This is a genomic window from Paenibacillus albicereus (genome assembly GCF_012676905.1).
In the GTDB taxonomy this organism is placed as follows: domain Bacteria; phylum Bacillota; class Bacilli; order Paenibacillales; family Paenibacillaceae; genus Paenibacillus_O; species Paenibacillus_O albicereus.
This window is the reverse complement of the sequence record NZ_CP051428.1, coordinates 5,124,961-5,148,631: the sequence shown is the minus strand read 5'-3', so window position 1 is coordinate 5,148,631 and position 23,671 is coordinate 5,124,961. Positions and strand designations below refer to the sequence as shown.

General features: G+C 64.0%; 16 protein-coding genes. 14 read left to right on the top strand and 2 right to left on the bottom strand.

Features of this window, described 5'->3' with window-relative positions; genetic code table 11:
• Window positions 1-141 precede the first annotated feature (141 nt).
• The 12 genes from HGI30_RS22865 to HGI30_RS22810 all read left to right on the top strand — a co-directional run bounded on the left by HGI30_RS22865 (window position 142) and on the right by HGI30_RS22810 (window position 16,085).
• Entirely contained in the window at window positions 142-1,044 is a 903-nt protein-coding gene (locus HGI30_RS22865; RefSeq protein ID WP_168909610.1) for a DUF2232 domain-containing protein, read from the top strand.
• A gap of 15 nt (window positions 1,045-1,059) precedes the next feature.
• Window positions 1,060-3,021, top strand: coding sequence for a DHH family phosphoesterase (locus HGI30_RS22860; protein ID WP_168909609.1), 1,962 nt, complete (start codon window positions 1,060-1,062; stop codon window positions 3,019-3,021).
• Window positions 3,018-3,464, top strand: coding sequence for a 50S ribosomal protein L9 (gene rplI / locus HGI30_RS22855; RefSeq protein WP_168909608.1), 447 nt, complete (start codon window positions 3,018-3,020; stop codon window positions 3,462-3,464). Before HGI30_RS22860 ends, rplI begins: the two co-directional genes overlap by 4 nt.
• A gap of 19 nt (window positions 3,465-3,483) precedes the next feature.
• The gene (gene dnaB, locus HGI30_RS22850; RefSeq protein ID WP_206109979.1) at window positions 3,484-4,839 is read left to right on the top strand and encodes a replicative DNA helicase; all 1,356 of its coding nucleotides are present in this window, start codon (window positions 3,484-3,486) and stop codon (window positions 4,837-4,839) included.
• Window positions 4,840-5,145: 306 nt separating this feature from the next.
• Window positions 5,146-6,432, top strand: coding sequence for an adenylosuccinate synthase (locus HGI30_RS22845; RefSeq protein ID WP_168909607.1), 1,287 nt, complete (start codon window positions 5,146-5,148; stop codon window positions 6,430-6,432).
• Window positions 6,433-6,571: 139 nt separating this feature from the next.
• Window positions 6,572-7,237 (top strand): hypothetical protein, encoded by a 666-nt coding sequence (locus HGI30_RS22840; RefSeq protein ID WP_168909606.1) that lies wholly within the window; start codon window positions 6,572-6,574, stop codon window positions 7,235-7,237.
• Window positions 7,238-7,630: 393 nt separating this feature from the next.
• Entirely contained in the window at window positions 7,631-9,097 is a 1,467-nt protein-coding gene (locus HGI30_RS22835) for a peptidoglycan DD-metalloendopeptidase family protein (RefSeq protein WP_168909605.1), read from the top strand.
• A 149-nt stretch (window positions 9,098-9,246) separates the two neighbouring features.
• Window positions 9,247-9,999 carry a response regulator YycF gene (gene yycF / locus HGI30_RS22830; protein ID WP_168909604.1) on the top strand — a complete coding sequence of 251 codons (753 nt, stop codon included), beginning with the start codon at window positions 9,247-9,249 and terminating at the stop codon, window positions 9,997-9,999.
• Window positions 9,996-11,828 carry a cell wall metabolism sensor histidine kinase WalK gene (gene walK, locus HGI30_RS22825; protein ID WP_168909603.1) on the top strand — a complete coding sequence of 611 codons (1,833 nt, stop codon included), beginning with the start codon at window positions 9,996-9,998 and terminating at the stop codon, window positions 11,826-11,828. The genes yycF and walK overlap by 4 nt, the downstream gene beginning before the upstream one ends.
• A complete protein-coding gene (locus tag HGI30_RS22820; protein WP_168909602.1) occupies window positions 11,825-13,345 on the top strand; it encodes a YycH family regulatory protein in 1,521 nt (506 codons plus the stop codon). Before walK ends, HGI30_RS22820 begins: the two co-directional genes overlap by 4 nt.
• Window positions 13,332-14,207 (top strand): two-component system regulatory protein YycI, encoded by an 876-nt coding sequence (yycI, locus tag HGI30_RS22815; RefSeq protein WP_168909601.1) that lies wholly within the window; start codon window positions 13,332-13,334, stop codon window positions 14,205-14,207. The genes HGI30_RS22820 and yycI overlap by 14 nt, the downstream gene beginning before the upstream one ends.
• Before the next feature lie 1,065 nt (window positions 14,208-15,272).
• A complete protein-coding gene (locus HGI30_RS22810) occupies window positions 15,273-16,085 on the top strand; it encodes an MBL fold metallo-hydrolase (RefSeq protein ID WP_168909600.1) in 813 nt (270 codons plus the stop codon).
• Here HGI30_RS22810 and HGI30_RS22805 read toward each other — a convergent pair.
• On the bottom strand, window positions 16,048-16,299 hold the full coding sequence (locus HGI30_RS22805; RefSeq protein WP_101807392.1) for a hypothetical protein: 252 nt from the start codon (window positions 16,297-16,299) through the stop codon (window positions 16,048-16,050). The genes HGI30_RS22810 and HGI30_RS22805 overlap by 38 nt on opposite strands.
• A gap of 265 nt (window positions 16,300-16,564) precedes the next feature.
• Here HGI30_RS22805 and HGI30_RS22800 point away from each other — a divergent pair, with 265 nt between their 5' ends.
• Both HGI30_RS22800 and HGI30_RS22795 read left to right on the top strand, forming a co-directional pair.
• Entirely contained in the window at window positions 16,565-17,899 is a 1,335-nt protein-coding gene (locus HGI30_RS22800) for a S1C family serine protease (protein ID WP_168909599.1), read from the top strand.
• 101 nt (window positions 17,900-18,000) lie between these two features.
• The gene (locus tag HGI30_RS22795; RefSeq protein WP_084136798.1) at window positions 18,001-18,168 is read left to right on the top strand and encodes a CxxH/CxxC protein; all 168 of its coding nucleotides are present in this window, start codon (window positions 18,001-18,003) and stop codon (window positions 18,166-18,168) included.
• Window positions 18,169-18,739: 571 nt separating this feature from the next.
• On the opposite strand, the gene HGI30_RS22790 is transcribed toward HGI30_RS22795, so the two are convergent.
• Entirely contained in the window at window positions 18,740-23,662 is a 4,923-nt protein-coding gene (locus tag HGI30_RS22790) for a DUF7507 domain-containing protein (protein WP_168909598.1), read from the bottom strand.
• Window positions 23,663-23,671 lie beyond the last annotated feature (9 nt).

Below are 23,671 nucleotides of genomic sequence, written 5' to 3'. Positions count from 1 at the left end.
TTTTTCGTTTTCGTGCCGTCGTCAGAGCGCCTTCCGCTCGCTTGCCGGCCTCGGTTTTGTGGTATAATGGGTGGTAAAGCTTCCGGCCGGCCATGCCTAAGGCTGACCAAGAAGAATCGCAGATTTGAGGTGAACGGGCTTTTGAAAACCGATGGGAAATCCATCCTATGGAGCATCGCCGCTCTCTTGCTGCTGCTCTCGATCGGAGTGCCGCTGCTCAACGTTTTGACCGTCGCCTTGCTGATGGTTCCATATGTCGTGCTCTATACGACGCTTTCCAAGCGCATGTTCGCCGCCCATGTAATCCCGGTGTGGCTGATCGTCTATCTGGCGGCCGGACCCGCCCCGCTCATCGTCGGTCTGTTCTTTCTCGTGCCCTCCATCGTCATGGGCCACTATTACCGGACGGGCAAGCCCGTTCGCTCGCGCATGACGGCGGTGCTGATCAGCCTCGTGGCGATCGTGCTGCTCGAGCTGGTGCTGTTCGATCTCGTGCTGGACCTGTCGGTCATCGGGGCGCTGCAGGACCAGCTCCGTACGGCATCGAACCGCGTCGTGAGCGAAGGGGTCATGCAGGACCTGTGGACGGCCGACATGGTCGATCAGCTCGTCGACTCCATCGTGCAGGTCATTCCGCAAGCGCTGCTGCTGACGGCTTTCCTGCTGACGGCGATCGCCCAGTACGGTTCGAGGATCGCGCTGCGGGCCTACGGCCTCCATCCGGCAGGCATGCCCCCGGCCCACGAGTGGCGGGTGCCACGCATCCTCGTCACGTATTACCTGATCGTGCTGCTGCTCCAGCTGCTCATTCCGGCCGGGGACGGCTCGTTTCTGGCGACGGCGGTGGCCAATCTCGTGCCGCTGCTTCGGTTCGTCTTCACCGTCCAGGCGATCGGATTCTTCTTCTTCCTGGCGCATGAGAAGCGCTGGCCCAAGGGCGTGCCGATCTTCATCGGATTTCTTCTGCTGTTGTTCCCGCCCCTCAGCCTGATCGGCGTGCTGGACGCGGCGTTTCCGATCCGCAAGTCGTTCCAGAAACCTTGAACAGGGGCGTGAACTATGCCTAGGAATCTTCTCAAGCGCTGGCATGGAATGCACGGGATCGCATGGGCGGCCGCCCTTGTCCTGGCCGCTGCGGCGCTCATGGCCTACAATCTGCCTCTGGGCATCGCAGGATTGGTGCTGGCGGCGGGATGCGGCTTTTATACGTACCTCGCGGAGAGGGCCTTCCGCCGCGAGTTCAACCATTATCTCGGGACGATGTCCTATCGCATCAAGAAGGTCGGGAGCGAGGTCATCCACGAGCTGCCTCTGGGCATTATCCTTTTCAATGATGAGCGCGTCGTGGAATGGCACAACCCGTTCGTAGCGGACATGATGGAGCAGGAATCGGTCATCGGCGTGCCGCTGATGGAGCTGTTTCCGACGCTGGCCCAGGCCAAGGACCGGCCGGGCAAGATGGAGATCGCCATCGGAGCCGACATCTACGAGCTGCTCTACCGTCCGGCGGAGAAGCTGCTGTACGTTCGCGACATCACGGAGATGTGGCAGCTTTCCAAGCAGTACGAGGAAGAAAAGCCGGCGCTCGGCATCGTGTTCATCGACAACCTCGACGAGGTGACCCAGTCGATGGACGACCAGCAGCGCACGACGCTGCTCTCCCGCGTCACGTCCGAGATTACGGAATGGTCGCAGCGCGAGAATCTGTACCTCAAGCGGCTCAACTCCGACCGGTTCCTGCTCATCACCGACCAGCAGGCGCTTCGCCAGCTTGAGCTGTCCAAGTTCATCATCCTCGACGAGGTGCGGGAGATGACCGGCGACCTCAAAATTCCGATGACGCTGAGCATCGGCTTCGCGGCCGGCGCATCGAGCATCCAGGAGCTCGGCCAGTGGGCGCAGGTCAGCCTCGACATGGCGCTTGGCCGCGGCGGCGACCAGGCGGCCGTCAAGGTCGGCGAGCGGACCAGCTTCTACGGCGGCAAGTCCAATGCGGTCGAGAAGCGGACGCGGGTGCGGGCGCGCGTCGTCGCGCATGCGCTGCGGGACATGATCCGCGAGAGCGAGAAGGTCGTCATCGTCGGGCATAAGATGCCGGACATGGATGCGATCGGAGCCGCGGTCGGCGTCGCGAAGATGGCGTCCCATCTCGGCAAGGAAGCGTACATCGTGCTGGAGGGAATCAATCCCGCGATTCAAAAGATGATGGAGATGATCAAGGAAGACGAGCGGCTGTACCGGCGCTTCATCTCGCCGGAGCAGAGCCTCGCGCTCGTCGACGGGCGCACGCTCGTCGTCGTCGTCGATACGCACAAGGCGTCCATGCTCAAGGAGCCGCGCGTCCTCAGCCAGACCGGACGGATCGTCGTCGTCGACCATCATCGGCGGGGCGAGGAGTTCATCAGCCAAGCCGTGCTCGTCTATATGGAGCCGTATGCCTCGTCCGCATGCGAGCTCGTGACGGAGCTGCTCCAATATATTCACGATCGTCTCGTCCTCGACATCCGCGAGGCGACCGTGCTGCTCGCGGGCATCACCGTCGATACGAAGAGCTTCGCGCTGCGCACCGGCGCCCGCACGTTCGAGGCGGCCTCGTTCCTCAGGCGCAACGGCGCCGATACAGCGATGGTGCAGCGGATGCTCAAGGAGGACCTGGAGGAATATCTCAAGAAGGCCGACATCATCAAGCATGCCGAAGTGCTGTACGGACATGTCGCCCTGGCGGTGACGGAGCCGGGGAAGCGCTATTCGCAGCTGCTGATCGCGCAGTCGGCCGACACGCTGCTCAACATGACGGGCATCCATGCTTCTTTCGTCATCGGCGAGCGGCAGGACGGACTCGTCGGCATCAGCGCCCGCTCGCTCGGGCAGATGAACGTACAGGTCGTCATGGAGCGCATGGGAGGCGGAGGCCATCTCACCAACGCCGCCTGCCAGCAGGAAGGCAGCGTGAGCGAGGTGGAGGAGAAGCTCAAGCGAGTGCTCAAGCAAATTCATGAGGAAGAGGGGTTGTTCGAATGAAGGTCATCTTTTTGCAGGATGTGAAGGGACAGGGCAAGCGCGGCGAGGTCAAGGAAGTATCGGAAGGCTACGTCCGCAACTTCTTGCTGCCGAAGGGGCTCGTCAAGGCCGCGGAGGCCGGCACCATCAAGACGCTGGAGATGCAGAAGGCCTCGGAGGAGAAGCGCAAGGCGCAGGAGAAGGCCGACGCCGAGGCGCTGGCCGCCAAGCTGGAGCAAGTGACCGTCGTCGTCCGGACCAAGGCGGGCGAAGGGGGCCGGCTGTTCGGCGCGATCACGACCAAGCAGATTGCCGAGGCGCTGGAGAAGCAGGAGGGCATCAAGCTCGACAAGCGCAAGATCGAGCTGCCGGAGCCGATCCGCTCGCTCGGCTTCACGAATCTGGAGGTCAAGCTGCACCCGCAGGTGAAGGGCAAGCTGAAGGTGCAGGCGGCCGAAGAATGAGAACGGAGGCGCAGGAGGGATGAGTCAAGACGGCTTGATGTTCGACCGCGTCCCTCCTCAGAATCTCGAAGCCGAGCAGGCGGTGCTTGGAGCCGTCCTGCTGCAGGCCGAAGCGCTCATTACGGCGATGGAGAAGATCCGCCCCGAGGACTTCTACCTGAGCTCGCATCAGCTTGTCTTCGAGGCGATGATCGAGCTCGGCGAGAACAACCAGCCGATCGATCTCGTCACGCTGACCGCATATCTAAGCGACCGCTCCCAGCTCGAGGAGGTCGGCGGCGTCAGCTACCTGGCGAAGCTGGCGAGCGTCGTGCCGACGGCGGCCAATGTGGAGCACTACGCGCAGATCGTCGAAGAAAAATCGATGCTGCGGCGCCTGATCCGCACGGCGACGACGATCGTCTCCGACGGCTACGGCGCGGCGGACGACATCGGCCTCATGCTCAGCGAGGCGGAGCAGCGCATCATGGAGATCGCCAACCGGCGCTCCAGCAGCGGCTTTGTCTCCATCCGCGACGTGCTGATGGAAGTGTTCGAGCGGGTCGAGTTCCTCTATACGAACAAAGGCGGATCGACGGGAATTCCGTCGGGCTTCGTCGATCTCGACAAGATGACGAGCGGCTTTCAGCGCAGCGACCTCATCATCGTGGCGGCGCGTCCTTCCGTCGGCAAGACGGCGTTCGCGCTGAACATCGCCCAGAACGTCGGCGTCCGCGCCCGCGAGACGGTCGCGATCTTCTCGCTCGAGATGAGCGCCGCCCAGCTCGTGCAGCGTATGGTATGCGCGGAGTCCAACGTCGATGCCGGCCGCATGCGGACCGGCTTCCTGGAGGGCGACGACTGGGAAAAGCTGACGATGGCGATCGGCGCCTTGTCCGAGGCGGAGATCTACATCGACGATACGCCCGGCATCACGGTCAGCGATATCCGCGCCAAATGCCGGCGGCTCAAGAAGGAGCGCAACCTCGGCATGATCCTGATCGATTACTTGCAGCTCATCCAGGGTCGCGGCAAGGCCGGGGAGAACCGCCAGCAGGAGGTCTCCGAAATCTCGCGTACGCTCAAGCAGATCGCGCGCGAGCTCGAGGTGCCGGTCATCGCGCTGTCGCAGCTGAGCCGGGGCGTCGAGCAGCGGCAGGACAAGCGGCCGATGATGAGCGACCTTCGCGAATCCGGCTCGATCGAGCAGGACGCCGACATCGTCGCGTTTCTGTACCGGGACGATTACTACGACAAGGAAACCGAGAAGAAGAACATCATCGAGATCATCATCGCCAAGCAGCGTAACGGTCCTGTCGGCACGGTGGAGCTCGCTTTCCTCAAGAATTTCAATAAATTTGTTAGCTTGGATCGAACGCATGAGCCGGCGTCATAGGTTCCTAGCACTTAACCTCTATCGACCGGCCGGGTCCTGCGGACCTGGCCGGTTTTTGCGCTTCTCATGCCGCTACGGCCGCCGGAGCAGCGACTATCGTCTATTTTCCGAACAATAATTATTTTCTAAATCGAATCGTTCGCTTTTTTAATTGACATGCCATGGCAGGACTGATACACTGGGATTGCTGCTTTCTGCCCGCCCGCTGACTTGCACCGGGTAACGTGTCACAGCAACGTATGGCTTTTCAGGCGGATGAGAACGCTAAAGCAGCAAATTCCAAGCAAGCAAAGCGGAGGTATGATCATGTCTACGGTTGTCGTTGTCGGCACGCAGTGGGGAGACGAAGGAAAAGGCAAGATTACCGACTATCTGGCCGACGGCGCGGAAGTGGTCGCCCGTTATCAAGGCGGTAACAACGCCGGTCACACCATTCTCATCGACAACAAGAAATACAAGCTGACGATGATTCCATCCGGCATTTTCAATCATAATAAAACATGCGTCATCGGCAACGGGATGGTCATCAATCCGGCTGCCCTGCTCGACGAGATCGATTATATCCACGAAAACGGCTTCTCGACCGAAAACCTGAAAATCAGCGACCGGGCGCATGTCATTATGCCGTACCATCTCGTGCTGGACGGGCTGGAGGAAGACAGCAAGGGCGACAACAAGATCGGCACGACGCGCAAGGGCATCGGTCCTTGCTACATGGATAAGGCGGCGCGCAACGGCATCCGCATCGCCGACCTGATGGACGCCGAGGAGTTCGAGACCAAGCTGCGCCGCCTGGTCGCCGAGAAGAACCATGTCATCCAGCAGGTGTACAGCGGCGAGACGCTCAGCGCGGACGACATCCTCGCCGACTACCTCAAGCATGCGGAGCGCCTGCGTCCATACGTGACGGACACTTCGGTCGTGCTCAACGATGCGATCGACTCGGGCAAGCGCGTCTTGTTCGAGGGCGCGCAGGGCGTCATGCTCGACATCGACCAAGGCACCTATCCGTACGTCACGTCGTCCAACCCGACGGCCGGCGGCGTGTGCATCGGATCGGGCGTCGGCCCGTCCAAAATCCAGCAGGTCATCGGCGTCGCCAAAGCCTACACGACCCGCGTCGGCGACGGCCCGTTCCCGACCGAGCTGCATGACGCGATCGGCGACCAAATCCGCGAGACCGGTCATGAATACGGCACGGTGACGGGGCGTCCGCGCCGCGTCGGCTGGTTCGACACGGTCGTCGTCCGCCACGCCCGCCGCGTCAGCGGCATCACCGGACTGTCGCTCAACTCGCTCGACGTCATGACCGGCCTCGAGACGGTCAAGATCTGCACCGGCTACAAGCTGCGCGGCGAAATCATCGAGCACTATCCGGCCAGCCTCAAGCTGCTCTCCGAATGCGAGGCCGTCTACGAGGAGCTGCCGGGCTGGAGCGAGGACATCTCCGGCGCCAAGACGCTGGACGACCTGCCGGCCAATACGCGCCGCTACGTCGAGCGCGTCTCCGAGCTGACGGGCATCCCGATCGCCATCTTCTCGGTCGGCCGCAACCGCGAGCAGACGAACCCTGTCCGTCCGATCTACGAATAAGCCGCTACGGCCGAGCCGCCGCTTCCCTTCCGGAAGCGGCGGCTCTTTCTTTTCCCCGGATCGCTAGATCGAGAGAATGCGCCGCCGGACCCTTGCCCATACTGGTAGAGAGAGCAGGCAAGGAAGGAGGACTCGTCGCATGAACATGAAAAAAACAGCCGCTTGGCTCGGGAAGCTGGCGGCAGGCGCGCTGCTCGTGAGCGTGCTGTCGATCTGGACGACCGGCTATATCGTGACCAGCTACGTGGAGGTGCTGCTGAAGCAGTTCCATATTCCGCTGCAGATGCAGCCGATGTCGATGGGCGGGGTGTGGGGCAAGCTGTGGGGAGCCGAGCCGCCCGAAACGGGCGTGCCGGCGCTGGCACCGACCGATGCTTCTTCGCCGGCCCCGGAGCCAACGCCGACGCCGGAGCCCGCGTTCCAGCCGTCTCCTTCTGCAGAGGCGCCCCCTAAGGAGGAAGACGACGAAGGAGAGGCTTGGCTGCCGTCAGCCAGCAGCGAGCCGGAGGGCTTGGCGCCCGACGCCAGTGACCCAGACCCGGTCTGGCCGCCGTCAGCCTCGGAAGCTCCGGGATCGAGCTGGCCGTCCCCGTCCAGCGGGGAGAGCGGCCCAGCCGGGCCACGAGTAAGCGCAGAAGAGGGAGGGGCCGGAGGTTCGGATGGGACCGCAACCATCGGCGGGGAAGGCGATGGAGCGGGAGGAGCCGAGTCCGATGAAGCCGGCGGAAGCCCGGCCCCTTCTTCGCCAGCAGCGCCTTCGCCGGAAGCTCCTCCCTCTTGGAAGGCGCAGCCGCAAAACATGTAGAGCGTTCGGTAATACTTTGTCATCCATTGTAATACCGATCCCGACGTCTCCGAATAGGGGACGTTTTTTTTCGGGCTCGCCTCCGAGTTCGGCAAACGCCGGATTCCCGCGTAAGTCCCAAGCCGGCGACGAGTTCCTGCGTGCAGGTGGCTCCGCCGAGCGCGAGAGGCGATTGAACGTTTGTCGCATCTTGTCGTTTAATTCTGATAAAAGTTTAATCCGCCGGGGCCGAGAAGCGGTTGAACGGGCAAAACGGGCTATGGTAAAGTTAGAAACGAATTCTTCCTCAGGGGAGGATTCGTCGATTTTTGCCGAAGGCGGACGCCGGAGGCGAAAGCATGGGGAACAAAGCCGAAGCAAGCGAGCATACGACAGAAGGAGCACACCTTGAAGATGATTGCTTTTAAGCGTAACGAGCACCCCTCGAATCCATCCTTCCCGGAACCGCCTTCGCGGCGGCGCTGGATCCGAATCCTCCTGATCGCCGCGGTCGCGATCGCAGCCCTGGCTGTCGCAGCGACGATCGGAACGAAGCAATATATCAATACCCATACGTATAGCTATTATAAGGTGCTGCTGGACGGACAGGCCGTCGGCACCGTCGAGGATCCGGCCCAGGTGGACGAGCTCGTCACGAGCGAGACGGCCAAGCTGGAAAAAGCCTACCCGAACCTGGAGATGAAGCTGCATGTCGGCGCCATTTCCTTCGAGGAGGTACGGGAGTACAAGGGCGAGCCTCAGACGCAGGCGGCGCTGGACAAGCTGGCCTCCACCTTCACGTCGACCGCGGTCGGCACGGAGGTGATCGTCGGAGGCAAGGTCATCGGCGTCGTGAAGAACGAGGCGACCGCCCAGGCCGTGCTGAAGCAGCTGCAGGACAAGTACGCTCCGCCATCGCGCATGAAGAGCGCCCAGCCGCAGGTGACGACGCTCTCCACCGCGCCCAAGGCGGCGTCCGCTCCGGTGAACCGCATCAGCGGCGTCAAGTTCGCGGAAAAGGTTGAAATCAGCCCGGCCGAGACCGATCCGGCCGAGGTGCTTGGCCAGGACCAGCTGCTGCGGCTGCTGAGCGGAGGCATGGAGACGGATACGAAATATACCGTCCAGGCCGGCGACTGCGTCGGCTGCATCGCGTCGAAGTTCGACATTTCGCCCGAGGTCATCTACAAGAACAACCCGGCGGTCCAGGACGATCTCATCAAGGCGGGCGACGTCCTCGATCTGACCGTGAAGAAGCCGGCGATCAGCGTCGTGACGACGGAGAGCCAGTCGGAGGTCATCACGACCGAGCCGCAGGTCATCATCCAGAACAAGGCGACGCTCAAGAAGGGCGAGTCCAAGGTCATCCAAGAAGGCCAAGCGGGCTCCAAGCGGCTCACGTACGCCGTCGTCAAGCAGAACGGCTACAAGATGAGCGAGGAGCTCGTCAGCATCGACGTCCTCGCGAAGTCTGTGCCCAAGATCATCGTGCGCGGCACGAAGGTCGTCGGCGAAGGCAGCGGCACGTTCAGCTACCCGGTCTCCGGCGCGCGCATCACGAGCACGTACGGCACCCGCTGGGGCCGGCTGCACAAGGGCATCGACCTGGTCGGCTCGAGCACAATTAAAGCGGCCGACGAAGGCGTCGTCGAATTCGCCGGCACGAAGAGCGGCTACGGCAACGTCGTCATCGTCAACCACCGCAACGGCTACAAGACGCTGTACGGCCACCTCCGCAGCATCTCGGTCAGCGCCGGCGAGACGCTCGAGCGCGGCGAGAAGCTCGGCATCATGGGCAACACGGGCCGCTCGACCGGCACGCATCTGCACTTCGAAATCTCCAAGAACGGCGCTCTGCAAAACCCGTTGAAATACCTGTAAACAGCACTCATCGCTTCCTTATCGCAAGCGCGGCCTTCCGAGGCCGCGCTTTTTCGCGCGCGGCGCCGGCTGTGGTAAACTAGGGAGAAAGAAGCGGCGCTCCGGCAGGCAGGGAGCTGAGGCTGCGGCGAAGAAGGGAGCGGACGCGGATGCAGGGCAAGATTCTCGTGGTCGACGACGAGCGGCCGATCGCGGATATATTGAAGTTCAACCTGGAGAAGGAAGGCTATGAGGTCATCTGCGCCTTCGACGGCGCAGAAGCGGTGAGGGCGGCCTTCGAGGAGGAGCCGGATCTGATCCTGCTCGACCTCATGCTGCCGGTCAAGGACGGCATGGACGTCTGCCGCGAGGTGCGGACGCGGCTGCAGACGCCGATCATCATGCTGACGGCCAAGGATACGGAGATCGACAAGGTGCTGGGCCTGGAGCTCGGCGCCGACGACTACGTGACGAAGCCGTTCGGCACGAGGGAGCTGCTGGCGCGCGTGAAGGCGCATCTGCGCCGCACGCAGAAGACGCGCGAGGCGCTGGCCGCCGGCGCCGCGCAAGGCGCGGCCGAGGCGGAGCCGGAGAAGCAAGGGCTGAAGCTGTTCAACCTGTTCATCGACACGGACATGTACATCGTCTACAAGGACGAGCAGCCGCTCGACCTGACGCATCGCGAGTACGAGCTCGTCTACTACCTGGCCCGCCACAGCGGCAAGGTGATGACCCGCGAGCATCTGCTGCAGGCGGTATGGGGGTTCGAGTACTTCGGCGACGTGCGCACGGTCGACGTGACGATCCGCCGGCTGCGCGAGAAGATCGAGGATGATCCGAGCCGGCCGGAGTACATCCTGACGCGGCGCGGCCTCGGCTATCTGATGCGCAATCCGAAACAGGGAGGGCTGGGCGGAGGATGAAGGGCAGGCGCTGGTTCAGCACGATCCAGGTCAAGCTGATCGCGATCTACATGCTGCTCATCCTGATCTCGATCCAGCTGATCGCGGTTTATTTCGTCAGCACGGTCAAAAGCTCGCTCACCGATACGTTCGCGAACAGCCTCAACGATCAGGCGCGCGCGCTCGCGGTGCTCGCCGCGGACAAGCTGTCCGAGGGCTCGCTCGCCGGCGGCGACGCCGAGGAAGGCGCGAACTCGCTGTCCGACTACGTCAACAGCCTGTTCAGCCGCACCGGCGCGGAGCTTCAGGTGCTCGACGCGAGCGGCCGCGTGCTGGCGACATCGGATGCCTACAGCGCCTACATCGGCAAGAAGAACACGTCGCTCATGGTCAGCCAGGCGCTGCAGGGCATCCCGGACAACGAGCAGGACATCCTCGACGAAGACAACGTGCGCAAGAAGATCATCACCCAGCCGATCAAGTCGCCGGACAACCGCGTCATCGGAGCCGTCTACATCGTCGCCGGCATGACCGAGGTCAACGCGACCGTCGACCGGGTCAACCAGATTTTCGTCTCCGGCACGCTGATCGCGCTCGGCCTCACCGGCGTGCTCGGCATCGTGCTGGCGCATACGATCACGAGCCCGATCAAGGGGCTCACCCGCCAGGCGGAGGCGGTCGCCGAAGGACGCTTCGACCAGCAGGTGCCGGTGCTCGCCGACGACGAGATCGGCCGGCTGAGCGAGGCGTTCAACGAAATGACGCAGCGGCTGCGGGAGGCGCTGTCGGTCAACGAGGAAGAGAACGAGAAGCTGCAGTCGGTCCTCTCCAACATGAGCGACGGCGTCATCGCGGCCGATGAGCGCGGCACGGTGATGGTGTCCAACCGGCGCGCGCTGGAGCTGCTCGGCGTCGACGTATGCGAGGGCAGCCCGCTGACCGATGTGCTGGAGCTGCCGCAGGAGCGGCTCGAGGCGCTGCGCGCCTCGCGCGGCCTCGCCGCCGTGCTCGTCAAGGAATCGCCGGACGGCGAGGAGCGCTGGGTGCTGCGCGTCACGCTCAGCCCGATCCACCGCCGCGACCGGGGCATCACCGGCACGATCGCGCTGCTGCAGGACATCACGGAGCAGGAGAAGCTCGACCAGTCGCGGCGCGAGTTCGTCGCCAACGTCTCGCATGAGCTGCGCACGCCGCTGACGACGATCCGCAGCTATGCCGAGGCGCTCGGCGACGGAGCGCTTGCGGAGCCGCAGCTTGCGGAGCGCTTCGTCGGGGTTATCCGCAACGAGACGGAGCGGATGATCCGCCTCGTCACCGACCTGCTGCATCTGTCGCGGCTCGACTCCCAGCAGTCGACGCTGCGCCGCCGCGACACCGACATCGCCGAGATGCTCGACGAGGTAGCGGACCGGTTCTCGGTGCAGATGCGTAAAAAAGGCATCCGTGCCGTCGTCCAGGTCGACCCCCGTGTCGGCAAAGCCGTGCTCGACCGCGACCAGATCGATCAGGTGCTGGACAATCTGATGTCCAACGCGATCAAATATACGCTCGAGGGCGGCCGCATCGAGCTGTCGGCCCGACTGGAGGAGAGCGGGGCGCTGGCCGTCAGCGTCAAGGATTCCGGCATCGGCATTCCGAAGCGCGATCTCGCCCGCATCTTCGACCGCTTTTATCGAGTGGACAAGGCCCGCTCGCGGGAGATGGGCGGCACCGGACTCGGCCTTTCGATTGCCCGGGAAATGATCAAGGCGCACGGCGGCACGATTACGCTGGAATCCGAGCTGGATGCCGGCACGACGGTCACGTTCATCCTGCCGCAGCCGCAGACGAAAGGGGAGCAGGCGATATGAAGGAAAGGATAAAGACGATCGCGCTCGCCTCCCTCGTCGCCCTCAGCCTCGTTCAAAGCTACATGGTCGCCTACAGCACGCCGGGCGCGGCCGTGCGCACCGCGCAAAATTACGTCAGCACCGATCCGATGGGGCCGGAGATCAAAACCGAGGAGACGCTGTTCCCCGAGCAGCTCATCCTGCATTTCGGCAACGGCAGCCATACGGTGCTCAATCCCGGCGACCTTCCGTTCTACAACCTTATCCTGAGCAAGCTCAAGGGACGGGAGTTCCGCGGCTTCCAGCGGATGGCCGATACGGTCGTGCGCTGGAGCGAGATTCGCGACAACAACCTCGGCCTGGAGCTGCGGCTCGGCAGCGGCCTGCCGGTGACGCTGCTGTCGCGGATGCTGCAGCTCGACAGCGGCGACGAGGAATTCCTCGCCGATACGGTGGACCGCATCTGGATTTTCCGCAGCAGCAGCACGGAGGAGGTGCGCACCTTCTTCTTCAGCGCGGGCGGCGGCGTCGTCTACGAGGCGACGCAGGCCGACCTGACCGTGCGCGACGTCGAGGACGATGTCGGCCTCGGCGAATATTGGACGCCGTACGAGCCGGACGCCTACGGGCTGTATGTGCCCCGGCAGCCGGTCGAGGCGGCGCAGGCCCGCATCGGCTACCAGTCGTACTCGGCCGATCTGCTGCAGCGCAGCCTGTTCTTCGACCCCGGCACGACGCGCATGATCAAGGATCGGGACGGCTCGCAGGTATATACGGACGGCAAACGGGCGCTCCAGATCGAGCAGAACGGCCAATGGATCAGCTACACCGACCCGGCCGCTCCGCTGAGCGGCAGCGAGCAGGCGCGCAGCAATCCGGCCGGCAGCATGAGCAGCGCGATGCAGTTCGTCAACCAGCATGGCTGGGACGGCCTCCATCGTCTCGTCTCGCTCGGCGGCTCGGACGCGGCGGGCGGATCGTCCGGGCCGACGCCGCGTCCCGGGCGGGGGACTTCGGAGGAGCAGCATGAGCTGCTGTTCCGCCAATATTTCCGCTTCGGCGAAAATCGCGTGCTGCCCGTCGTCCCTTCCTCGGACTTCCGCTTCGGCTTCATTCGGCTGACGGTGCTGCAGGGCTCCGTGACGACCTACGAGCGCTCGCTCATCACGCTCGGTCCGTCGCCGGCCCAAAAGTCGGCTCGCTGGCTGCCGGGCGGGCAGCGCCTCGACCAGGCTCTGGCCGCCTACTCCAGGCGCTCGGAGATCGAGGCGCTCTATCCGGCGGTCAAGGCGGAGCCGGCCGAGGACGGCCAGCTGCGCTTCCTGCCGGTCTGGGCGGTGCGCCTCGCGGACGGCACGGAGGAAGCTCTGGCGGGGCCGCTGGACGAAGGCTTCGACGGCTCCGTCGTGCCTCGAGACAATTTATCCGCGCTCGGCGCGGGCGTCGGCGAAGCCGGTGCGACGCCTTCCCCGACGCCGCCGCCAGGCGACGGAGCTTCGCGCGAAGAGGAAGGAGGAACGGCCCGTGGATTGGGGTAGGGCGAAGAGCGTACTGATCCTGGCGTTCCTGCTCCTCAACCTGCTGCTCGGCTATCAGCTGTGGGGCGACGTGCGGGAGCGCGTGCAGCCGAGCAGCAACTCGGCCGAGCTGTCGCCGGAGACGCTGGCGGCGCTGAAGGCGAAGCGCGTCGCGTTCTCGGGCGTGATCCCGAAGGAGACGCCGGTGCTGCATGACCTGACGTATCGCTATGTCGGGCGGGCGGGAGTGCCGGCGGAGAACTCGGAGGCGGCTGGGGGAGAGGCAGAGAAGGATGGCGGCAGCGGCGCAGGCCTGGACGGCGGCGGAACTCGGCCGGACGGCGGCGCGGCGGGGTCGGACGATGGCGAAGGAATCACGCCGCTGAAGGCGCCGGTGGACAGCCGGGTCGTCTTCCAGCGGGAAGAGCTGCTCAAGGCGCTCGGCGGCATCATTCCCGAGCTCGATCGGTACGAGCTGGACACGCTCGGGCTGGACGACCGCAAGTTCGTCCTGTACCGGATGGAGGGGGGCCGGCCGATGTTCAACGTGCGTCTGGAGCTGTACTACAGCGACCAGCGCATCACCGGCTACCGCCAGGACCGGATCGAGCTGGTGCCGGCGGACGAGGGCCAGCGGCCGCAGCCGGTGCTGCCGGCGTCGCGGGCGATCCGGCCGGAGGTCGTCGAGAAGTACATGGCCGATGGCGGCGCGATCAGGGAGATCCGCCTCGGCTACAAGGAAGGGCAGCGGTTCGATTCGGAGACCCAGGTGTCGACGCCGTCCTGGCGCATCCTGATGGAGGACGGCAGCTCGATCTATCTGCAGGCGTCCAGCGGGGAAGTGCTGATCGACAAGCCGGAGCCTTCGCCGGCGGGGGAGTAGCACCCTCGCGAGCTGCGGCGACGGAACTTCGAACGTGTTGCGCGGTGACGGAACCTCTAGGCGCGTAACGGGGGGCGAGCTGAGGTGACGGAATCTAGGACGCGTAGCGCGAAGCCCGCTGCGGTGACGGAACCTCGGACGCGTAGCGAGAGACGAGCTGCGGTGACGGAACCTCGGACGCGTAGCGCGAAGCCCGCTGCGGTGACGGAACCTCTTTTCGATTCCGCTGAAGCCCAGATTCCCTGATCTCCTTTTCTGAAACGGAAGGAATCCGGCCTTCAAGGGAACCGCTGGCGCTTCTCCAAGAGGTTTCCGTCCCCTCCGCTCTCCTGCGTCACCCGAGACGAAGGAGTGCTGTGCTTGCAAATTCCCCGCTATACGGCGCGATGGAGAACCTGAGTCGCCTTCTCTTGCCAAGCTAACGGTGCGCATTCGCTTCAATCCGTGCGTAGCTGCTACGATCGTCGTGACGGGCCCATCATACGCGGAAAAACCAACGGGTCCGGACTACCTTCGTGCCGGGAGCGGGACGTTCGGAGAAGCGCTGAAGGGGTCCGAACTACCGTCGTGCGACGAACGAAGCACCCGGGTGAACGTTGAAGGGGTTCGGACTACCTTCGTGCCGGGAGCGGGACGTTCGGAGAAGCGCTGAAGGGGTTCAAACTACCGTCGTGCAGCGAACGAAGCACCTGGATGAACGTTGGAGGGGTCCGGACTACCTTCGTGCCGGGAGCAGGACGTTCGGAGAAGCGCTGAAGGGGTCCGAACTACCGTCGTGCGACGAACGAAGCACCCGGGTGAACGTTGAAGGGGTCCGGACTACTGCCATTAGGCGGAGTGGAGATGGCTCCGCTCCGCTGCCTCTTCTCCCGCCGAAAGGCGGGTTCCGCAGCCGCCCGAACAAGAAAAGGAACCGTCCTGAGGCCCGCGAATCGGACCTCAGGACGGTTCCTTTTTTCTAGCTAAATTTCCAGCGGCATGTAGAGACGCCGGACGGACAATGGTACAATGGGTCTTTAAGGGCTTGGATTGGCCTTGCGGGCCATGGAAGGGAAGGCAAGGATAATGGAATTCAGATTTACCGTGCTGGCCAGCGGCTCGACCGGCAACGCGACGGTCGTGCAGAGCGGGGACAAGACGGTGCTCGTCGATGCGGGGCACAGCCTCAAGAAGCTCGAGGAGCTGATGGGGAGCCAAGGCATCGCCGGCCATGACATCGACGCCGTGCTCATTACGCATGAGCATTCCGATCATATCAAGGGGCTCAACGCGCTCGCGCGCAAATACGAGCTGCCGGTGTACGCCAACGAGGCGACATGGGCCGCTCTCGAACGCCATGCCACACACGTACCGCCGGAGCGGCGGGTCGTCATGGGCACGGGCGAGGAGGTGCGCTTCGGAAGCATGGCGGTCCGCTCGTATCCGATCTCGCACGACGCGGCGGAGCCGGTCGGCTATACGTTCACGGAGGACGGCTACAAGCTGAGCCTGGCGACGGACCTCGGCTATGTCAGCGATCTGGTGCGGCGCAGCATCATCGACTCCGACGTGCTCGTGCTGGAGTCCAACCACGACCCCGAGATGCTGCGCATGGGCCGCTACCCGTGGAACATCAAGCGCCGCATCCTCAGCGACGTCGGCCACCTGTCCAACGAGGCGGCCGGGGAGGCGCTGTGCGAGCTGATGACCGACCGCACGCGGCGGGTGTATCTCGCGCATCTGAGCCTCAACCACAATATGATGGATCTGGCGAGGCTGACGGTCAACGGCGTGCTGGAGGACCGCGGGCACTTCTTCCGCAAGGACGAGCATCCGCTGAGGGACACGCATCCGTACGAGCCTACTCCATGGGATCAAATAAAGCGGAAAGCGCTCTGAGCGGCTCGCTGTCGCCGGCCTCGAGCTGGGCGGACTTGCGCTCGAGCTCCTCGCGGGTGAGGATGCCCTTGTCGACAAGCAGCTCGAGCATGGCGCTGAGCGCCAGCAGCGTCCGGTACTGCGTATCGCTCAAATCTCCGAGCTTGCCCATGACTGCGACCTGGTCCCAGGCGCTTGGGGCGGCGTCCGGAGTGGTAATGAGCTTTATATCCATCGGCTTTCTTCCTTTCCCGATATCGGATGATGAGCGGGCAGGCAGCGCTGCATAAAGGATTTATCGGCTCCGTGCTGCAACATTTGAGCTCCCCCTCCCGTCTAGAAGGGGAGGATAGGGCTTGCCCTATTATTATTCTAGACGCATCTTCCGAAATCATTCCAAGAAGAGAAAAAACATCCTGTAGTCGAACCACAAGCAGCCACGTATGCTTAGAAAATAGAGCAATCGAACGCGTGCGCAAACCACGGGAGGAGCGGGTAACATGGGTTTGTTCGAGGATGAGTTCTATTCGACGCGGATCTCCCGGCGCGCCAGCAAGACCAGCCGCAAGCAGATGTCGGGCTTCCCGCTGCGAAGCCGCAAGGATTGGGGAGTCGGCAGGCTGGCCCTCCTGTCCGGAGCATCGGGAGCCGCGATCGTGCTCGTGCTGACGCTCACCCTCGGAGGCGGCAGTCCGGAGGCCGCGGTCGAGACGGCGGGAACGCAGGCGGCGAGCGGCCTCGTCGCTCCCGGCGACGCGATTCAGCAGACCGTCGCCGCCTCGTCCAAGGTGCGGCCGGCCGTCGTGAGCGTCGTCAACGAGCAGGCGGCCTTCCTGCCGCAAGCGGAGGAAGGAGCCGAGGACGGCTCCGACGCGCCGCAGGATTCCGCCGGGCTGCAGCCGGCAAGCGTCGGCAGCGGCGTCATTTTCGCCAAGAAGGACGGCAAGGCCTACCTGATTACGAACAACCACGTCATCGAGGGAGCGGCCGGGCTCAAGGTCGTCCTGATCGACGGCCAGACACGTCCGGCCCAGCTGGTCGGAGGCGACTACATCACCGATCTGGCCGTGCTGGAGATCGACGGCGAGGGCATCGACTCGATCGCGGAGATGGGCGATTCCGCCAAGCTGCAATCCGGCGAGATGGTCATGGCGATCGGCAATCCGCTCGGCCTCGGGGACTCCCTGTCGATGGGCATCGTCAGCAAGACCAAGCAGATCATCCCGGTCTCGCTCAGCCAGGACGGCAACTACGACTGGGAGCAGGAGGTCATCCAGACCGACGCCTCGATCAATCAGGGCAACAGCGGCGGGCCGCTGATCGACATGCAGGGCCGGGTCATCGGCATCAACAGCATGAAGATTTCCGACATCGGCGTCGAGGGCGTCGGCTTCGCGATTCCGGTCAACAACGTCATGCCGATCGTCGATCAGCTGATGAAGACCGGCGCCGTGCCTCGTCCGTACCTCGGCGTGTACACGCTCGATCTGGCATCCTACTACGCCCAGCAAGGACTGGGAGGCGGGGTGCCGGACGCGGAGGACGGCGATGCTGCGGCGGAGGCGCCTTCTTCCGGGGGACCGAAGCTGCCGGTCGAGGTGACCGGGGGCGTCATCGTGCTGGAGGCGGTCGGACCGGCCAGCGAGGCCGGCCTGGAGTTCAACGACGTCATCACCAAGCTCGACGATCAGCCGATCGGAAGCACGATGGAGCTGCGCAAGTACCTGTACGGCAAAAAGCGCATCGGCGACAAGATCAAAGTGACGTTCTATCGCGACGGCAAGCCGGACGCGGTGACCTTCAAGCTGGAGGACAAGAGCGAAGAGGAAGAATAGGCGCGGAAGCGGGACGCCGGCGGCATGCCGGGCCCGCTTTTGTGGTATAATGGCGGTAATCGACATCATTTCAGGAATACAGAATAGGGGTAGGTCATCGAATGTATTGCGTGTGCAAGGGACATATTGAGCTGGCATTGGACAAGTTCGTGGATGAGTACGAGGATGCGCCGGACATGGTGGATCTGAACGAGACGCATTTCGCGAACTGGGACCCGCCGGTAAAATGTGACTTGTGCGAGGAGAAGGCGGAATTCCTCATCGTATGAGCCCAGCAAACGTTTCGAGCGAAAAGTCTTTCCCGAAAGGGAAAGGCTTTTTTTTACGCTTGCTTGCGCCATGCGCGAGGGCAAGGGAACGGCCTGTGGACAGCGGGCGGCGTATCCACGGCGGGCTGTGGAAAAGCGGATATTCGGCGACGGACGAAGAATATCCACATGGGGATAAAAAAATCCGACCGACCTGATGCCTGAACGGGCAGCCGAACGAATTGAACGCACCATGCCTTCATCCAATTCCCAAAGGAGAGATCGTATGAATCCCGAAGTAACCGCATTCCTGGAAGCCCTGAACGAGCCGTGGCAGGCGGAGCGCCGGGCTGGGCTGAACGAAGAGGAGGCCGGCGGGCGCAGCTCGCTCCAATGCCCGCGCAGGCAAGCGCCGGGTTGGGCTGAACGGACAAGAGGTCGGCGGCTGCTCCCCGGAGCCGCCGAGCGCCCTCGTCCATTCGCCCGAAGCTGCCACAAGGACAGCTCGACCCTTCCCTGCCGCATGCCATGAAAAAGGCTGTGTCCGACATCCGCTTCGGCGGACCGGACACAGCCTTTTTGGCGTCGATGCTTATTCCTCTTCTTCCGTCACGGTCAGCTCGACCGTATTGGAGCGTGCCGACGCTCGCTCCACGCTGCCGGATTCGCTGACGAAGGAGTAGCGGACCGAAGCAAAGTTGGCGATGCGGTCCGCCTGCAAGGAAGCAGGCACGCGCGCCTGGAAGGAAGCTTCCACCGACGCTCCGGGAGCGAGACCGCCGAGCGTCGCGCCTTCGAGCGTCTGGCGCGGCGCCTGCACGCCGCCGACGCGAAGGCTGCCGGGCACGAGCTGCAGCCCCGACTGCAGCCGGTCGAACAGCGCGAGGTCGGACAGCGGCCGGTCGCTGACGTTGCGCGCCTCGATCTGGAAGCGCACGATGTCGCCGGGCATGGTCGTCTGCCGGTCGGCGCTTTTGCGCACCTGCAGCAGCGACGGCAGCACGAGCACGCCCGCCTCCGCGGATTGGGGATCGGTCTGCGGCGAGTCCGCGCGCACGACGTTGACGATCGTGGAGCCGGGCGCCGCCGTCTCGGGAATCGTGTACGGCACGCTGACCGTGCCCCCGGCGCCGATGAGCGAGGTCGGAGAGCCGCTGGAAAAGACCGAGACGACCGTATCGATGCCGAGCAGCGGGTCGGTGACGCGCAGCGGGCTGAGCGGCACGTTGCCGGTATTGCGCAGCCGGAGTTGGAACGCGATCGTCTGCCCGGGGCGCGCCTGCGTCGGGAACGCGGCTTTGGCGAGCAGCAGCCGCGGCAGCGGGAGCACGAACAGGCTGGCGCGATCCTGGATGAGCGGCGTCTGGTCGCTGAATGCCGTCGTCACGTTGACGATCGTGGAGCCGCCGGGAGCCGAGGCGGGCACGCTGTAGTCCGCGAACAGCACGACGTTTCGTCCGGCCGGAATTTCCGTGATGAGCTGGGAGAAGCCGATCCGCTGGTCGACGAGCCGGATATTCGTCACCGGCGCATTGGAGTCGTTGCGCAGCGCAATCGTGTAGCGTACCGTTTCGCCGGGCAGGGCGGATTCCGGCTGAACGGATTTTTCAAGCGACAGGCTGAAGCCCGAGCGGACAGTCAGCGAGGCGTTGGACGTGACCGGCGCCGTCTGGGCGGACACGGCAGTTGCCGTATTGACGAGGAGCGAGCCGGCCATCGCGTCTTCGGGAATAACGTAAGGCTGGCGGAACGACTCCGTCGCCCCTGGCTCGAGCGCGGTCAGGCGGGCTTCGAGTCCGATGCGGGAATCGGTCAGTACGATGTCCGTCAGCGTCGTGTTGCCGGCGTTGAGCACGGTCGCCGAGTAGACGACGGTCTCTCCGGGGAATGCGGCCGGGACGCTGACCGCTTTGAATAAGACCAGCTGCGGAGCCGCGGCAACCGTCACCGCAGCCGTCGCGGATACGGTTGCCGTCTGGTCGGACTGGGCGTAGGCGGTGTTGGCGAGCACGGTGCCGGCAAGCGTCCCCGGAGGGACGATGCGCACCGCCGGCACGGTCACCGTCTCGCCCGGCTCAAGCAGCGGCACGCGCAGCAGGATGCCGGCCTCGCCGTCTTCGATGAGCACGTTCGCCACGCGGACCGGTCCGACGTTGGTGACGACGATCGTGTAGGTGATCGTCTCCATAGGCGCCGCTTCCGTGCGGTCGGCTGTCTTGACGATCGTGAGCGCCGACGCCGGCGAGATGGCGACGCGCGCGGAGGCTTCGACCGGTGCCGTCTGATCGGAGGCGGCAATCGCCGTATTGACCAGCACGGTCTGGGCAGGTGCGTCGGCCGGCACGACGAACGTCGCCGTCAAGCTGATCTCCCCTCCGGGCGCAAGCGTCGGCACGATGCTGTCGAGCCCGGCGAGCGGATCGGTGACGCGCACGTTCGTGAGCAGGACGTTGCCGATGTTGAGCAGCGTGAACGTATAGAGAATCTCATCGCCTGGCAACGCGGTCGCGACGCTGGCCGTCTTCTGCAGGGCGAGCGCCGGCAGGGGGCCCACCGTAACCGTGGCGTCCGCGCTCTGCAAGGGCGTCTGGTCCGATGCCGCCGTCGCCACATTGACGATGACGGTGCCCTCAGGCGTGAACGGAGGCACGGTCGTCTCGCCGGCGAAGACGGCTTGCTCGCCCGGCACGAGCCGATCGATCGTCCTGAAAAGGCCGAGGAACGGGTCCTGGACGGATATGGCGGTCAGATCGGCTCCGCCTGCATTGGTCACGACGATCCGGTACTGAACCGTCTCGCCGGGCAGCGCGACCGTACGGTCGGCAAGCTTCTCCAGCTCCAGCCGATAGAACGGCAGCACGAGCACCTCGGCCGTATCCTCCTGAAGCCCGGTCTGGGTTGTAATCGCCGAAGCCGTGTTGACGATCAGCGTGCCGGGCGGCACGGAGAGCGGCACCGTGACGGTCCGTATAAACGTCGCCTCCTGGCCGGGCGAAAGCGAGAGAAGCGTCTCGTTGAGGCTTAGCTGCACATCGGTGATGCGTACGTTCGTCAGCGTCACGTCGCCGATGTTGACGACCCGAATCGTGTAGGTGACCGTGTCGCCCTGGATGACCTCGGAACGATCCGCCGTCTTGGTCAGAGCGAGCTCCGGCACCGCCACGATGCGGAGCGAGGCGCTCGCCTCATTGCTGCTCACCTCGCCCTCCGGACCGGACGAGACCGCGACCGCGAGGTTGGTCAGCACGCCGCCGGGCGGCACGGCATCCGGCGTGTAGGGCTGCTGGTAGAGCAGAGACTCGCCGGGCTGGATTTGCCCGAACCGGACGACCAGACCGAGCACGGCATCGTTCAGCACCACATTCGTCAGCATCACGCTGCCGGTATTCGTCAGCTCGAACTCGAATACGGCCGTCTCGCCGAGGCGGATCGTAGAGGGCGAGACGCTCTTGACGAGCCGCAGGCTCTCCGGTCCGGCCAGGACGAGCACGACGGCGGAGTCCTGCACCGCCGGCGTCTGGTCGCTCGTCGCGGTGACGACGTTGGTAATGCGGCCATCGATGATATAGGGCGGACGGGCGGAAATCGTGATGGTCGTTTCGCGTGTCTCGCCGATGGCGAGCGTGAACGGGCCGCCGGGGACCGGCAGCAGCGAGTCGGACAAGCGCACGTTCGTCAGCGTCACGTTGCCGGCATTGGTCAGCTCGATCGTATAGATGACTTCTCCGCCTTCGACGACAGCCGGCCGGTCGGCCCGCTTCGCCAGCAGCAGCTGCGGCACCGCGACGATCTCGACGATCGCCGAGGTCTCGGCGGATGCCTCGTCGCTCGTCGCCGTCGCCACGTTGACCAGCGGGCCGGCCGGAGTGCCGGGCTGAACCAGATAGGGGATGGAGAAGAACAGGCTCTCGCCCAGATTCAGCTGTTCGACGCGCTCCTCGAAGCCGAGCATCGGATCGGAGATGACGAGGTTGCGGAGCACGGTGTTGCCGGCGTTGACGACCTCGATCGTGTAGGGTATCAGATCGCCGGGACGCGCTTCGAGAACCCCTCCGGTGCTCTTGATAATCGTTATTTGGGGCTCGAGGCGGCGCTGATTCAGCACTTCGCGGTAAGTCTCGTAGTTCGTATCGATGGTAAACGGCTCGACTGGCTCGTAGCCCTCGGGAACTACGATCTCCTCGACGAAATAGACGCCCGTCTGCAGCGGGACGAACGCTTGCCCGTTCGCGTCGGTCACGACGTAGATCACATCGGGGCCTGAGAATCGGAATTCGGCTCCCGCGATCGGCGCCCCGGTCTCGGCATCAAGCTTGCGTAGGAGGAAATCGACGATGACACGGAAGTTCAAGATTTCGATGACCTGGTACTCGCCCGGCTTTAGGATGGTGAACCGCAGCGGATAATAGATCGGCTGATAGCCGGGGGGCGCGATGACCTCTCTGATCTCATACTCGCCGAGCGGCAGGTTGCCGAGGAAGATGCGGCCGGTGAAGTCGGTCAGGTTGAAGGAGTCGAACGGAACGGTCAAGCCGACCACCCGGATGCCGGCTCCCGCCAGCGGATTGCCGAACTCGTCGCGCTTGAACAGCTCGACAGCCCCGGTCGCATTGAAGTTCTCCAAGATGGCGATGCCCTCGGGCGCAAGACCTACGGGGACACGGGCAAACTCGAACTGGGCGTTGATCTCGAGGAAAGTCGCTGCGTCGAACCCCTGCAGCGTCGCATACACCTCGCCGTAGGACGACGAGACGATGCCCTGAGGGACCGAGCTGCTGCCGAATGCCGTCGAGCCGATGATCGTACCCGTAGAATCGATGCCGTAGACGGTCCCGCTCGCCCCGGTCGCATACAGCCGGGTGGCGTAGGGCTGCGTCGCCAGGTTGTTCACGAATTCGGGGACGGATATCGTGTCGATAATCGCATTGGACAGCGCGTCTATGACGCGGATGCCCTCGGCGCTGCCTGCATAGACGCGGCTGCTGCCGTAATCGACGGCGACGGCGTAGCCGCCGGCCGGGTCGCCCAAGTCGATCGTCGTCAGCACGGATTGCGTCGGCACGTCGATGACGACGACGTATCCCCCTGTCGTCGTCACGTAGACGCGCTGGCCGCTGTTCGCCGCGGCCACCTTTTGCGGCGCGCCTAGCGTCGGATCGATCGGAATCGTCGTGACGAGGTTGCCGCTGATTGCGTTCAGCACCGTCACATTGGCGCTGCCGGAGTTGGCGACGTACAGCAGCTGGCTGTCCGGCGTGATGTCCAGGCCGATCGGGGCGGTTCCGACCGGGGCATTGTAGAAGACAAATAGGCCTTCCGCCTCGATGAAGGCGACCGAGTTCTCCCCTTCCAGCGTTACGAAGACGCGCCTTAAATCCTCGCTCGCCGTTACATAGCGCGGCGTCTGTCCGACAAAAAAGCGCGCGATCTCCGTCCGGGCAAACACCGAGACGACGGAGACGTCGTTGCCTTGCGAGTTGGCGATGAACAAGACCGTAGACTCCGGTCCGGGCATGGGCGCCAC